17 protein-coding genes are annotated in these 13,228 nt (G+C 37.4%); 16 read left to right on the forward strand and 1 reads right to left on the reverse strand.

The window, feature by feature from the left end:
* The first annotated feature begins 32 nt into the window (after positions 1–32).
* From mutT to groL, 5 genes are all read left to right on the forward strand, one after another.
* Positions 33–443, forward strand: coding sequence for an 8-oxo-dGTP diphosphatase MutT (gene mutT, locus ACERCF_RS05210; RefSeq protein WP_373612149.1), 411 nt, complete (start codon positions 33–35; stop codon positions 441–443).
* Positions 444–581: 138 nt separating this feature from the next.
* Positions 582–731 carry a hypothetical protein gene (locus tag ACERCF_RS05215; protein ID WP_373612150.1) on the forward strand — a complete coding sequence of 50 codons (150 nt, stop codon included), beginning with the start codon at positions 582–584 and terminating at the stop codon, positions 729–731.
* Between the two features lie 22 nt (positions 732–753).
* Entirely contained in the window at positions 754–1,044 is a 291-nt protein-coding gene (locus ACERCF_RS05220; RefSeq protein ID WP_373624917.1) for a YceI family protein, read from the forward strand.
* A 291-nt stretch (positions 1,045–1,335) separates the two neighbouring features.
* Positions 1,336–1,626 carry a co-chaperone GroES gene (locus ACERCF_RS05225; RefSeq protein WP_025236286.1) on the forward strand — a complete coding sequence of 97 codons (291 nt, stop codon included), beginning with the start codon at positions 1,336–1,338 and terminating at the stop codon, positions 1,624–1,626.
* A gap of 57 nt (positions 1,627–1,683) precedes the next feature.
* Entirely contained in the window at positions 1,684–3,324 is a 1,641-nt protein-coding gene (groL, locus tag ACERCF_RS05230; RefSeq protein WP_373624877.1) for a chaperonin GroEL, read from the forward strand.
* 133 nt (positions 3,325–3,457) lie between these two features.
* On the opposite strand, the gene ACERCF_RS05235 is transcribed toward groL, so the two are convergent.
* A complete protein-coding gene (locus ACERCF_RS05235; RefSeq protein WP_373612152.1) occupies positions 3,458–3,784 on the reverse strand; it encodes a DUF5339 domain-containing protein in 327 nt (108 codons plus the stop codon).
* Between the two features lie 416 nt (positions 3,785–4,200).
* On the opposite strand from ACERCF_RS05235, the gene ACERCF_RS05240 reads away from it, so the two are divergent.
* The 11 genes from ACERCF_RS05240 (at position 4,201) to ACERCF_RS05290 (ending at position 13,180) form a co-directional block, all read left to right on the forward strand.
* Positions 4,201–5,751, forward strand: coding sequence for a cytochrome ubiquinol oxidase subunit I (locus ACERCF_RS05240; RefSeq protein WP_373624878.1), 1,551 nt, complete (start codon positions 4,201–4,203; stop codon positions 5,749–5,751).
* Positions 5,752–5,763: 12 nt separating this feature from the next.
* Positions 5,764–6,897 (forward strand): cytochrome d ubiquinol oxidase subunit II, encoded by a 1,134-nt coding sequence (cydB, locus tag ACERCF_RS05245; RefSeq protein ID WP_373624879.1) that lies wholly within the window; start codon positions 5,764–5,766, stop codon positions 6,895–6,897.
* 15 nt (positions 6,898–6,912) lie between these two features.
* The gene (locus ACERCF_RS05250) at positions 6,913–7,011 is read left to right on the forward strand and encodes a CydX/CbdX family cytochrome bd oxidase small subunit (protein ID WP_159630562.1); all 99 of its coding nucleotides are present in this window, start codon (positions 6,913–6,915) and stop codon (positions 7,009–7,011) included.
* A complete protein-coding gene (gene ybgE, locus ACERCF_RS05255) occupies positions 7,011–7,298 on the forward strand; it encodes a cyd operon protein YbgE (RefSeq protein WP_373624880.1) in 288 nt (95 codons plus the stop codon). Before ACERCF_RS05250 ends, ybgE begins: the two co-directional genes overlap by 1 nt.
* Before the next feature lie 157 nt (positions 7,299–7,455).
* Positions 7,456–7,857: a tol-pal system-associated acyl-CoA thioesterase gene (ybgC, locus tag ACERCF_RS05260; RefSeq protein WP_373624881.1), complete on the forward strand. Its 402-nt coding sequence runs from the start codon at positions 7,456–7,458 to the stop codon at positions 7,855–7,857.
* A gap of 21 nt (positions 7,858–7,878) precedes the next feature.
* A complete protein-coding gene (gene tolQ / locus ACERCF_RS05265; RefSeq protein WP_373624882.1) occupies positions 7,879–8,559 on the forward strand; it encodes a protein TolQ in 681 nt (226 codons plus the stop codon).
* Positions 8,560–8,698: 139 nt separating this feature from the next.
* Positions 8,699–9,139 carry a colicin uptake protein TolR gene (gene tolR / locus ACERCF_RS05270; protein ID WP_373624883.1) on the forward strand — a complete coding sequence of 147 codons (441 nt, stop codon included), beginning with the start codon at positions 8,699–8,701 and terminating at the stop codon, positions 9,137–9,139.
* A gap of 16 nt (positions 9,140–9,155) precedes the next feature.
* Positions 9,156–10,421 carry a cell envelope integrity protein TolA gene (tolA, locus tag ACERCF_RS05275; protein ID WP_373624885.1) on the forward strand — a complete coding sequence of 422 codons (1,266 nt, stop codon included), beginning with the start codon at positions 9,156–9,158 and terminating at the stop codon, positions 10,419–10,421.
* Between the two features lie 16 nt (positions 10,422–10,437).
* Positions 10,438–11,724 (forward strand): Tol-Pal system beta propeller repeat protein TolB, encoded by a 1,287-nt coding sequence (gene tolB / locus ACERCF_RS05280; RefSeq protein WP_373624886.1) that lies wholly within the window; start codon positions 10,438–10,440, stop codon positions 11,722–11,724.
* A gap of 27 nt (positions 11,725–11,751) precedes the next feature.
* Positions 11,752–12,234, forward strand: coding sequence for an OmpA family protein (locus ACERCF_RS05285; protein ID WP_373612160.1), 483 nt, complete (start codon positions 11,752–11,754; stop codon positions 12,232–12,234).
* Positions 12,235–12,295: 61 nt separating this feature from the next.
* Positions 12,296–13,180, forward strand: a complete 885-nt coding sequence (locus tag ACERCF_RS05290) for a DMT family transporter (RefSeq protein WP_373624918.1) — start codon at positions 12,296–12,298, stop codon at positions 13,178–13,180.
* Positions 13,181–13,228 lie beyond the last annotated feature (48 nt).

Consider the following 13,228-nt stretch of genomic DNA (forward strand, 5'->3'; position numbering starts at 1 on the left):
ATGACCGCTTGAGTTTATACAGAAGGAAACTTATGTCAAAACCGATTATTCAAGTATCAGCGGGTATTATCCGTAATGAATTTGGTCAAATCTATTTAACACAGAGACTTGAAGGACAAGACTTTGCTCAATCATTAGAATTTCCCGGCGGTAAGGTTGATGCCAACGAAACCCCAGAAGAAGCATTAAAACGTGAGCTGGAAGAAGAGATTGGCATCCAAGTACTTAGTGCTTTCCCTTACGAAAATTTTAGTTTTGAATATCCGAATAAAATTATTGAATTCTTTTTTTACTTGGTAGAAGAGTGGGTGAATGAGCCTTTCGGACGAGAAGGGCAAGAGGGCTTTTGGATCGCTCAATCGGATTTAGATGAAGGGGCATTTCCGCCGGCTAATTCTGAATTGATTCAACGTTTAAAGTCAGAAGTAGAAAATATCGCTTAGTAAATAAAAATGATTACTTCTTATAAGGAAATAATCTCTTTTCTGAATGATGATTTATTTGCTATAAGTTTTCAGATAGAATTAATTTCTCTACTTTTTCATTACAACAAATAGGAATTTCTATGAAAAAAAATCGTGATGTTAGTCGCAGCTATCGCAGCGGTATCAGCAAATGCTGCAACCTATAAAATTGACCCATACCACGCAAATGCAAGATTTAGCATTGACCACTTCGGCACAAGTAGCAACGTAGGTTTTTTACAATTTAACAGGCGAACTGCAACTTGATGTAGAAAAAGCTACAGGCTCTATTGATGTAACCATTCCTGTAAGTAGCTTACAAGCAAGTAGCCAAGATTTTACTAACCACTTAAAATCAGCTGATTTATTCCACGCAGAAAAATTCCCTGAAATGCGTTTTGTTTCAACAAAATTCCATTTTGCGGATAAAAAAGTAACAGAAGTGGAAGGTAACTTAACTCTATTAGGTAAAACTGATCCAGTTACTTTAAAAGCAACCAAATTCAACTGCTATCAAAGCCCAATGTTAAAAGCTGAAGTATGTGGCGGCGATTTCGTAACCACTATTGACAGAAGCTAATGGGGTATGAACTACCTTGTTGATGTTGGTATGACAAAAGATGTTGAAATTGCGATTTAAATTGAAGCAGCTAAGCAGTAATAATTAACTAATCCGCACTGATGTGCGGATTTTTTTATGGTTTTTTAAAGCCTTTACTTGTTGAAAATTTCATCATCAAGCGGTTAAATTTATAAAAAATTTTACAAATTTAACCGCTTGCCCTTGAAAGTCTGAAATCCGCCTTTATATTGTTAGGCGTTACGCTTTTTGCGTGGATTATCAATCATCAATTTATAAGAGGAATAGAATATGGCACTTCGTCCATTACACGATAAAGTTATTTTAAAACGTGAAGAAGTTGAAACAAAATCAGCAGGCGGTATTGTTTTAACAGGTTCGGCAGCAACAAAATCAACTCGTGGCAAAGTTATTGCGGTAGGAACAGGTCGCATTTTAGAGAACGGCTCGGTTCAACCTTTAGCGGTTAAAGTAGGCGATGTGGTTATCTTCAATGAAGGTTACGGCGTAAAAACCGAGAAAATTGATGGCGAAGAAGTGTTAATTTTAGCAGAACACGATATTTTAGCGATTGTAGAATAAATTAATGGTAATGTAGGAGCGTATTGCATACGCCCATAAACATATAAGGAAAAGAAAATGGCAGCAAAAGACGTTAAATTTGGTAACGATGCACGCGTAAAAATGTTAAAAGGCGTGAATATTTTAGCAGACGCAGTAAAAGTAACTTTAGGCCCGAAAGGTCGTAATGTGGTGTTAGATCGTGCTTATGGTGCACCAACTATTACGAAAGATGGTGTATCCGTTGCTCGTGAAATCGAATTAGAAGATAAATTTGAAAATATGGGTGCACAAATGGTGAAAGAGGTTGCCTCTAAAGCCAATGATGCAGCAGGTGATGGTACAACAACCGCAACTGTACTTGCCCAAGCGATTGTAAACGAAGGTTTAAAAGCGGTTGCAGCAGGTATGAACCCAATGGATTTAAAACGTGGTATCGATAAAGCAGTTGCAGCGGTAGTTGAAGAGTTAAAAGCGATTTCAAAACCGTGTGAAACCTCAAAAGAGATCGAACAAGTTGGTACAATTTCAGCAAACTCAGATTCAACAGTAGGTCAGTTAATTGCTCAAGCAATGGAAAAAGTGGGCAAAGAAGGTGTGATCACCGTTGAAGATGGCACAGGTTTAGAAGATGCATTAGATGTAGTGGAAGGTATGCAGTTTGATCGTGGCTACTTATCGCCATATTTCATCAACAAACCTGAAGCTGGCACGGTTGAATTAGAAAATCCGTATATTCTTTTAGTTGATAAAAAAGTATCGAACATTCGTGAATTATTACCTGTATTAGAAGGTGTGGCAAAAGCGGGTAAGCCGTTATTAATTGTGGCAGAAGACATTGAAGGCGAAGCATTAGCAACATTAGTGGTAAACACAATGCGTGGTATCGTGAAAGTGGCTGCGGTAAAAGCACCGGGTTTTGGTGATCGCCGTAAAGCAATGTTACAAGATATTGCGATTTTAACTGCAGGTACAGTGATTTCTGAAGAGATCGGTATGGAGCTTGAAAAAGCAACGCTTGAAGAGCTTGGTCAAGCAAAACGTGTGGTTATTACAAAAGATAACACAACCATTATTGACGGTATTGGCGATGAAACGCAAATTAAAGGCCGTGTAGCACAAATTCGCCAACAAATTGAAGATTCAACCTCTGATTACGATAAAGAAAAACTGCAAGAGCGTGTAGCGAAATTAGCAGGTGGTGTGGCAGTAATCAAAGTGGGTGCGGCAACTGAAGTAGCGATGAAAGAGAAGAAAGACCGTGTTGATGATGCCTTACACGCAACCCGTGCAGCAGTTGAAGAAGGTATTGTACCGGGAGGTGGTGTGGCTTTAGTGCGTGCAGCAAGTAAAGTAGCAGCAACCTTAAAAGGCGATAACGAAGAACAAAATGTAGGTATTAAACTTGCTCTTCGTGCGATGGAAGCACCTTTACGTCAAATCGTAGATAATGCAGGCGAAGAATCATCAGTGGTAGCTCGCAACGTAAAAGAGGGATCTGGCAACTATGGCTATAATGCAGGTACAGAGCAATATGGCGATATGCTTGAAATGGGTATTTTAGATCCAACTAAAGTAACACGTTCGGCGTTACAATTCGCAGCTTCTATTGCTGGTTTAATGATCACAACAGAATGTATGATCACAGACTTACCAAAAGATGACAAAGTAGATCCTGCTGCAATGGGCGGTATGGGTGGAATGGGCGGAATGATGTAATCGCTCTTTCATAATGAATAAAAGCTACTGAAGCAATTCAGTAGCTTTTGTTTTATCTATCAGTAACAAGCGGTACTTTTTTACGAAAATTTTGCAAGAAAAAACCAAGCTATTTAGCTTGGTTTCAAAATAATTATTGATGCTTTTGTCTAAGGTTATTTAATGCGGTTAAACCTTTCTCACAACTTTTTTGTTGTAGGGCAGTATCCATTTTTAGAATTTGCTGCTTTGTTGAGGAAAGCTTATTTTTCATTTTAGCCAATTGAGTATGAGTACCCGGCTGTTTTTCTGCATCAGAAACTAATTTATTTGCCGTGTTAAACATTTTCTCACATTCAGTTGGTAGTGTTTTACTTAAAGTAGGTTTTGCAACTGTCAGTGATGAAGTTTTAACACCAGCAACTGCGGTAGTTGAAAATAACACAGCACAAAGTGTAACTCCTAAAATTCTTTTAAGCATGCGTTCTCCACACATTAAGTGTTAAATCTTAAATTTGATAGCTATCTTTATACAGGAAATAAAGCGAACTGATACTAGCAAAAGTTTAAATGAATGTCATCTATAAATTGATCCTTTTAAGTAAAAAGATCTCTTAAATATTAAAAAGGTAAATTGTTTGTTATAGATTTGTTATTTATAACCAACTTTTTTAGTAGGTTATACAGGATTTATTACATAAATAAACCAATTTTGTGAAGAATATAGCAAAATTACTATTTTTTAATTAGCTATTTACAGGTAGAATATTCGCCAGCACTTTATTATAAATGTAACCAATTTGGGTTGTTATTAAAATTAAGTGAAAATTTGTGGGGGATTACTTTTGGGTAATCTATTTGTCAAATTATTATATTAATAAAAATAAGAGGTTTGAGATGTTAGACGTAGTTGAACTCTCACGTTTGCAGTTTGCTTTAACTGCACTCTATCACTTCTTATTCGTACCGCTTACTTTAGGTCTTTCTTTCGTACTTGTTGTGATGGAAACGCTTTATGTAACTACGGGTAAAGAAGTATATAAAGATATGACTAAATTTTGGGGTAAGTTATTTGGTATTAACTTTGCTCTAGGTGTAACAACTGGTATTACAATGGAATTCCAGTTTGGTATGAACTGGTCATATTATTCTCATTATGTAGGTGATATTTTTGGTGCTCCATTAGCAATTGAAGGTTTAATGGCGTTCTTTTTAGAATCTACATTTGTGGGATTGTTCTTTTTTGGTTGGGAACGTTTATCAAAAGCTAAACACTTATTAACGACTTACTGTGTTGCATTTGGTTCTAACTTATCTGCATTATGGATTTTAGTTGCAAATGGCTGGATGCAAAACCCAGTTGCTTCAGAGTTTAATTTTGAAACTATGCGTATGGAGCTTTCAAGCTTCTCTGAATTGTTATTAAACCCAGTTACACAATCTAAATTTTTACACACTGTAACAGCAGGTTATGTTTGTGGTTCTATTTTCGTATTAGGTATTAGTGCATACTATATCTTAAAAGGTCGTGATTTAGGATTTGCTAAACGTTCATTCTCTGTAGCTGCAAGCTTTGGTTTATTTGCTATTATTGCAGTTATTATTGCTGGTGATGAGTCTGGTTATGAAATAGGTAAAGCTCAGCCAACTAAATTAGCAGCAATGGAAGGTGAATTTGAAACTCATCCAGCACCAGCAGCTTGGAATGCTGTTGTGATTCCAAATACAGCTGAAATGAAAAATGAAATGGCAATTGCTATTCCATACGCTGCAGGTATTATTGCTACCCGTTCCTTAGATACTGAAATTACAGGCTTAAAAGATATTCGTGTTATCAACGAGCAACGTGTTCGTAACGGTATCGTAGCTTATGGTTTACTGGAAAAATTACGTTCCGGTAACTACACAGAAGCAGATAAAGAAGCTTTCAAAGCAGTACAAAAAGATTTAGGTTTTGGCTTATTGTTAAAACAATATACGGACAACGTAGTTGATGCAACAGAAGAGCAAATCCAAAAAGCAGCGGATAACACTATTCCAAATGTAGGTCCTACATTCTGGGCATTCCGTATGATGATGCTTTCCGGTGTGATTATGTTGGTATTAATCATTGCTGCGTTTACTCAAAATATGCGTGGTCGAGTAGGACAAAGCCGTTTCCTATTAAGAGCATTATTATGCGGTATTCCATTACCGTGGATCGCAATTGAATCCGGTTGGTTCTTAGCGGAATATGGTCGTCAGCCGTGGGCAATCTATGAGATGTTACCGGTTGGTGTGGCAAACTCAGCATTAACAACAGGCGACTTATGGTTTACGATCGGCTTGTTATGTGGTTTATATACACTGTTCTTAATCATAGAAATGTACTTAATGTTCAAATACGGACGACTTGGACCAAGTTCATTAAAAACAGGTCGTTACTACTTCGAACAATCAGCTAAATAATAGGAGTTAAAAATGCTCGATTATGAATTTCTCCGCTTTATTTGGTGGATTTTAATCATAGTATTATTAATTGGTTTTGCCGTTACTGATGGCTTTACTATGGGCGTATTAAATCTTTTACCTGTGATTGGTAAAAGTAACGTTGAGCGCCGTATTATGATCAACACAGTTGCCCCTCACTGGGACGGTAACCAAGTTTGGTTATTAACCGCAGGTGGTGCATTATTTGCGGCGTGGCCAACAGTATATGCAACCTCGTTCTCAGGTTTCTATATTGCAATGGTGCTTGTATTAGCGGCGTTATTCTTCCGCCCTGTTGGTTTTGAATACCGTGCGAAAATTGATAATCCGAAATGGCGTGATGCTTGGGATTGGGGATTATTAATCGGTGGTTTTGTACCATCATTAGTATTTGGTGTTGCATTTGGTAACTTATTACAAGGTGTACCATTTGAATTTAATAACCTTAACCAGTCACAATATACAGGCACATTCTTTGGTCTATTGAATCCATTTGCATTATTATGTGGCGTAATTAGTTTAATGATGCTAACAACGCAGGGTGCAACTTGGTTACAAATGAAAACCACAGATGAACTTCATAATAATGCAAGAAAAGTAGCACAGGTTACAGCAGCAGTTGTATTAGTTGCCTTTGTGCTTGCAGGTGTATCCCTATATTTCAAAGATGGTTTTGTAATAACAAGCCAAATCGACCACAATGCACAATCTGTATTTACGAATAAAACAGTAGCAGTTGAAACAGGTGCGTGGTTTAGAAACTATGCTGAAATGCCGGTGCTTTGGAGCATTCCAGCATTAGCAGTAATTGGTGCATTGCTAACTATCGTTGCATCAAGAGCAAATCGTTCTGGTTTTGCATTCTTCTCATCATCAATTATGCTTGTTGGGGTAATTACAACGGCGGCAGTTTCAATGTTCCCATTTGTAATGCCATCAATTACTCACCCTAATATGAGCTTAACAATGTGGGATGCAACTGCAAGCCACACTACATTAACTGTAATGTTAGTAGTAGCAGGTATCTTCGTTCCAACAGTATTAGGCTATACGATTTGGTCATATATCAAAATGTATGGTCGCTTAGATGCAAGTTACTTAGAACACAATAAATCAGCTTACTAATTAGAGGAGAACATTATGTTTTATGTAACTTGGGTATTAGGTGTTTTTCTTGCAATTTTCTTTGCAACAGTAATCACCATCAGTATTGAAAAAACAGGTAAGTTTGACGAGTAATGATTAATACTCTTTATAACTTAACAGCAAAGGGCTTGTTAAAAGCCCTTTCTTTTATTTTAGCCATGACCTTATGTGCAATGATTTTGCTAAATTCGACCGCTTTCGCTCTGATATTTGGTGGAAAAACGGCTTGTTTAGTCATTCTCATTTTTTATGGTATGGCGATTTTATGGATACATGGAGTAGGATTTGAAATTCGTTCAACCATTTGGAAAGCGATTTTTTTACCGATAGTGGGTTATCTTATTGTTGTTCCATCAGTATGTATTTTATTGATGAAATAGAGGCATTTGTTGCCTCTTTCTTATTTTTGATAGGTAAAAATATTTTTACGATTAAACTCAAAATATACTTGCACAACGATTTTTCTATCTCTACAATAGCAACCAATTTTTCGCCTAAATTTTGGGCGTTTTTTTCATTTTGAAGAAAGGGAAAAGTATGAATTTTCTGGTTCGAGTTTATTATGAAGATACCGATGCTGGGGGAGTGGTTTACCATTCCAACTATCTTAAATTTTTTGAGCGAGCAAGAACGGAATTTTTACGAGTGTATAATTTTTCTCAGCAGGAACTTTTTGCTCAATCTCTTGCCTTTGTAGTAAAGAGAATTGAAATAGAGTATAAATCTCCTGCTCGTTTGGATGATTTATTAAATGTAGAGACAATACTATCAGAATTTAAAAAAGCGACTATTGTATTTCAACAAAAGTTATACAAAAGCGATATTTGCTTAAGTTCTGCAACAGTAACCGTTGCCTGTGTTGATCTTATTAAAATGAAACCAATTGCAATTCCTGATGATATTCGTCAAGCATTACAAAAAGTTAATTGTTCTATTTAAAAACTATTCGGAGTTTTATTAATGCAAACTGAATTTAGCCTTCTATCTTTATTTTTAGAAGCAAGTATTGTTGTAAAGTTCGTAATGTTGATCCTTGTTGTGTTTTCAATTTTATCTTGGGCAGTAATTATCCAACGTAGCAAGGTATTAACAAAAGCAAAAAAAGATTCATTAGCATTTGAAGACCGTTTTTGGTCTGGAGAGGATTTAAACCGTTTACATCAAGGTTTAGAAAATCGTCGTGATGCTTTAACAGGTTCAGAACAAATTTTCTATGTCGGATTTAAAGAATTCAATCGTTTACAACAATCAAACCCTGAAGCACCTGAATCTATCATTCAAGGTTCGGCTCGTGCAATGAATTTAGCCTTAAACCGTGAAATGGAAAGCCTTGAAAACTATATTCCTTTCTTAGGTACAGTAGGTTCTATCAGTCCATATATCGGCTTATTCGGTACAGTATGGGGAATTATGCACTCATTTATGGGTCTAAGTGCAGTAAAACAAGCTACATTACAATCTGTTGCACCGGGTATTGCAGAAGCCCTAATTGCAACCGCAATTGGTTTATTTGCGGCAATTCCAGCTGTTATGGCATATAACCGCTTAAATTTACGCTTAGGTAAAGTGGAACAAGGTTATGTGAATTTTATTGACGAGTTTACAACCTTATTACATCGTCAAGCATTTTCAAAAAGATAAATAACAAGCGGTCATTTTTTTATAAAAATTTGCAAAATTCACAAAAATCTAATCGCTTGTAAGTGAATAATATGTAGCTAAATCCTACGTTATATAAAAGATGAATGTAGATGCAACGTGCATCTTAAAAGAGGAAAGTATGTCGATTCGCCGTTCACCACGCAGAGACATTAAATCAGAAATTAATGTGATTCCATTCTTAGATGTATTATTGGTATTATTGCTTATTTTTATGGCAACAGCACCAATTATCAGCCAAAGCGTGGAAGTGAATTTACCTGAAGATACCCATACCCAATCTGTATCAAATGAAGACAAAACACCTGTGATTTTAGAAGTTGCAGGTGTTGGAGAATATAAATTAAAGATTGATGGTAACTATGTACAAAGTAATGGGGTGGATAATATTTCAGAAGCAGAGGTAGTTGCTTACGCTGGGGAGCAGTTTCAAAAAGATAATAATACGTTATTTTTAGTTGCTGGCGATAAAGTTGTGCCTTACGAAGAAATTATGAAAGGTATTACCTTACTTAAAGATGCAGGGATTAAATCAGTCGGTTTAATGACTGAAGGCAAATAATCAGCAAGGATAAAGTGTGAAATCTCAACAAGATAGACTAGAGCTTGCAGTTATTATCTCAATCTTATTACACATAGTATTAATTGGGTTATTATTGCTTGGGTCTCTTTTCACCAAAACAGAATTAGCAGCGGCTGGCGGTAGTGGTGGTGATAGCGACAGCTTTGAAGCAGTAATGGTTGATACCGGGCAAGTAGCAGCTGAGTATGGTCAGTTAATGGCGGAGAAAAAAGGCTCTAAACCTGCAAAACCAACAGTAGAACCAAAGGAAGAACCGAAAGAAGAGCTTGAAGAAACTGTTGAAGAACTGGAAGAAAAGCCAACTCCAGAAGAAATTGAGCAACAAAAGCAAGCTGAATTAGCCGCAATTCAAGAACAGCAACGCCAGCAAGAGGCTGAACGTCAGCAAAAACTGCAAGAGCAACAGCGAATTCAAGAACAGCAAAGACGAGAGCAAGCTAAGCAAGAAGAAATTAAAAAGCAGCAAGCAGAAGAAGCAACTCGTAAAAAAGCAGCTGAAGCGGCTAAGTTAAAAGCAGATGCAGAAGCTAAGCGTTTAGAAGCAGCTGCTAAGCAAGCTGAAGAAGAGCGAAAGGCAAAAGAAGCTCAAGAAAAGAAACTTGAGCAACAGAAAAAAGCTGAAGCTGAAAAGAAATTACAAGAGCAGAAAGAGCTAAAAGAGAAACAAGCGAAAGAAAAAGCAGAGAAAGAAGCTAAAGCGAAAGCTGAAAAGGCAGCTAAAGAAAAAGCGGAAAAAGAAGCTAAAGCAAAAGCTGAAAAAGAGGCTAAAGCCAAAGCTGAAAAGGCAGCTAAAGAAAAAGCTGAAAAAGAGGCTAAAGCCAAAGCTGCTGCTGAAGCAAAAGCAGCCCAAGCTAAGAATAATAAAGCCCTAGATGATTTCCTAAGTGGAGGAGATATTGGTGGTGGCTCAAGCAAAGGCGGTAATAAGAACTCATCGGGCTCTCAAGGCTCAGGCGGTACAAGCGGTCTTGGGCAAGGAGCAAACGTCGATGGTAACGCATACGGTCAGCGAATTAAGAAATTAATTCAATCTAAATATCGTGTTGATCCAAGTTTTGCAGGAAAACAATGTGATGTTAAGATTTTCTTAAGTCGTGATGGTGATATCACTAACTATCAAGTAATCGGTGGGGATAAAGCAGTATGTGATGCAGCAGTAAGTGCAATTGTGTCAACCAGAAAAGTGCCAAAAGCACCATCAGATGCAGTCTATAATATGTTTAAATCTCCAACGCTTGATTTTAGTTTAAAAGTTAAATAACTTTAGAGGGTTAAAAATGAAATTATTCTCTCGTATATCGAGTGTAATAGCGATAGTTTCTACATTGGTTACAAGCCAAGTAATGGCAGATTCTGATGTTCGAATTTCTATTGACGAAGGTGTTAGTATGGCTCAACCGATTGCGGTTGTACCATTCAAATCAAGTGGCGTTCCGGCTGATGTTGCACAAATCATTTCTGATGATTTGCGAAATAGTGGCAAATTTACACCGCTTGAACGTTCTCAAATGCCAGCCCAACCTGGCTCTGCAGGCGAAGTTTCAGCAGAACAATGGAGTGCGATTGGTATTGATAATATCGTAGTAGGTCAAGTAAGTGCTTCAGGTGGTGGTTATAATATCGCTTACCAATTAATTGATACACTAGGCACTTCAGGTGCGGCTGGTAATGTGATTGCTCAAGGTTCATTTATTGTGCCTGCTGCTCAAATTCGTCAGGGTGCACATACAGTAAGTGACCAAGTATTTGAAAAATTAACTCAAATTCGTGGTGCGTTCAGAACTAAAATTGCTTACGTTGTACAACGTGGCGTATCATCTTATGAATTGCGTGTATCAGATTATGATGGCTTCAACGCTTTCACTATTACAACAAGTAAAGAGCCGTTAATGTCTCCAGAATGGTCTCCAGATGGCAGCAAATTAGCTTATGTTACCTTTGAAAATAAAAAAGCACAGATAGTTGTGCACGATATTCGTTCTGGAGCTCGCCGTGTAGTGGCTGCTTTACAAGGGCATAATGGTGCTCCAGCATTCTCACCAGATGGTTCTCGCATTGCATTTGCATCTAACCAAGACGGCGAGTTAAATATTTACGTTGTAGGCAGCAGTGGCGGTACACCAACAAAATTAACAGCAAATGCTGGTAATAATACAGAGCCGAGCTGGTCTCCAGATGGAAGTACAATCTACTTCACATCTGACCGAGCTGGAGCTCCACAAGTTTACAGAATGAGTTCATCAGGTGTCGGTGCAAGCCCAATGGGTGGTCGAGGCAGCTATAATGCTAAAGTATCATCTGATGGTAAGAATCTAATCATGATTGCTGGAGATAGAGTTGTGAAACGCGATCTCGCTTCAGGTAGCACGGAAGTATTGAGTTCAACGTTCTTAGACGAAAGTCCAAGTATTTCTCCAAATGGCATTATGGTTATTTATAGCTCTACCAAAGGTACGAGTAAAGTGCTACAATTGGTATCCGCAGATGGGCGTTTCAAAGCTAATTTGCCGGGAGCAGGTGGACAGTATAAATTCCCTGCGTGGTCACCATACTTAACTAAATAATAATATTTCTCTAATTAGGAGCAACAAATGAAAAAATTTGCTAAAGTTTTAATGGTAACAGTACCAGCTTTCGCATTAGCAGCATGTAGCAGCTCATCAGATGACAAAGCAGCTAACGCATCAGCAAACGCAGCTAACGCAGCAGCAAATGCAGCAGGCGAATTCGGTGGTTTAACAGCTGACCAATTAAAAGCACAATACAACACAGTATACTTCGGCTTTGACAGCTATACAGTTGAAGGTGAGCACCGTCAATTATTAGACGCTCACGCTCAATTATTAGGTCAAACTCAAGGTAACGTAACTATATCTGGTCACGCTGATGAGCGTGGTACTCCAGAGTACAACATCGCATTAGGTCAACGTCGTGCAGATGCAGTTAAGAGTTACTTATCAGCTAAAGGTGCTAACAACACTTCAACTGTTTCTTACGGTGAAGAGAAACCAGCTGTGTTAGGTCACACTGAAGCTGACTACGCGAAAAACCGTCGTGCAGTATTAGAATACTAATTCTTAGTTAATTCTAAAATAAAGCCCTGAAAAATCAGGGCTTTATTTTTATAAAGTTTTCATTATGAATTTTTGGAATGCCCTATCTCCTCTATTTAAAGCCATATTTTGTGTGCTTTTATCGGCATTAAGTTTTGCTGCTATGGCAGTCTTCCTTCGCTTATCTGGCGATTTTCCTGTGGCTGAAAAAGCTATTTTTCGTAATGGTATTACGGCACTAATAAGTGGTTATATTGTTTGGAAAAACAATCAATTATTCTTCGGACATAAGGAAAATCGGCTTTTGCTGCTTGGCCGCTCAGTTACAGGACTAATTGGGATTTTAGTAGGTGTTTATATCATCGATCATCTCGTATTAAGTGATGTGGATATGATTGGCAAGCTCACCTCTTTTATTTTAATTATTCTCTCTGCGATCTTTTTAAAAGAACAAGCCTCTATAGCACAATGGATTTTATGTATTGTGGCGTTTATTGGTGCACTTTTTATTATTAAACCAGCTCTTGATATTCGATTTATTCCTTATTTAATTGGTATTATTGGTTCTGTTTTTGCAGCAATTGCCTATTTATGTTTGAGATTACTGTCAAAAACAGAAAAAGTGGAATCACCAAATACCATCGTTTTCTTTTTTTCTACATTCTCGACCTTGATATTATTACCTTTCGTCGCCATTGATTATGTACCACTAACTTCTATGCAATTAGTGTACTTAATTCTAGCGGGTATCACATCAGCAGTAGGGCAGTTTTGCGTAACCACTGCGTATAAATACGCTGCGGCTAAAGATATTTCAATCTATAGCTACGCATCAGTAATCTTTAGTGCAGTTTTAGGAGCAATGCTTTTTGAACAATGCCCTGATGCGTGGAGCTGGCTAGGTTATGTTATTATTTTTATAGCAAGTTGGTTTATGTTTGTTTTAACGAAAAGGCAAGCAAAGTGAAATCATTAATCTTTACCATAAATTTTGTTAGAATAGCACCACTTAGTT

The sequence above is a fragment of the Mannheimia kashgarensis genome (assembly GCF_041807705.1).
Taxonomy (GTDB): Bacteria; Pseudomonadota; Gammaproteobacteria; order Enterobacterales; family Pasteurellaceae; genus Mannheimia.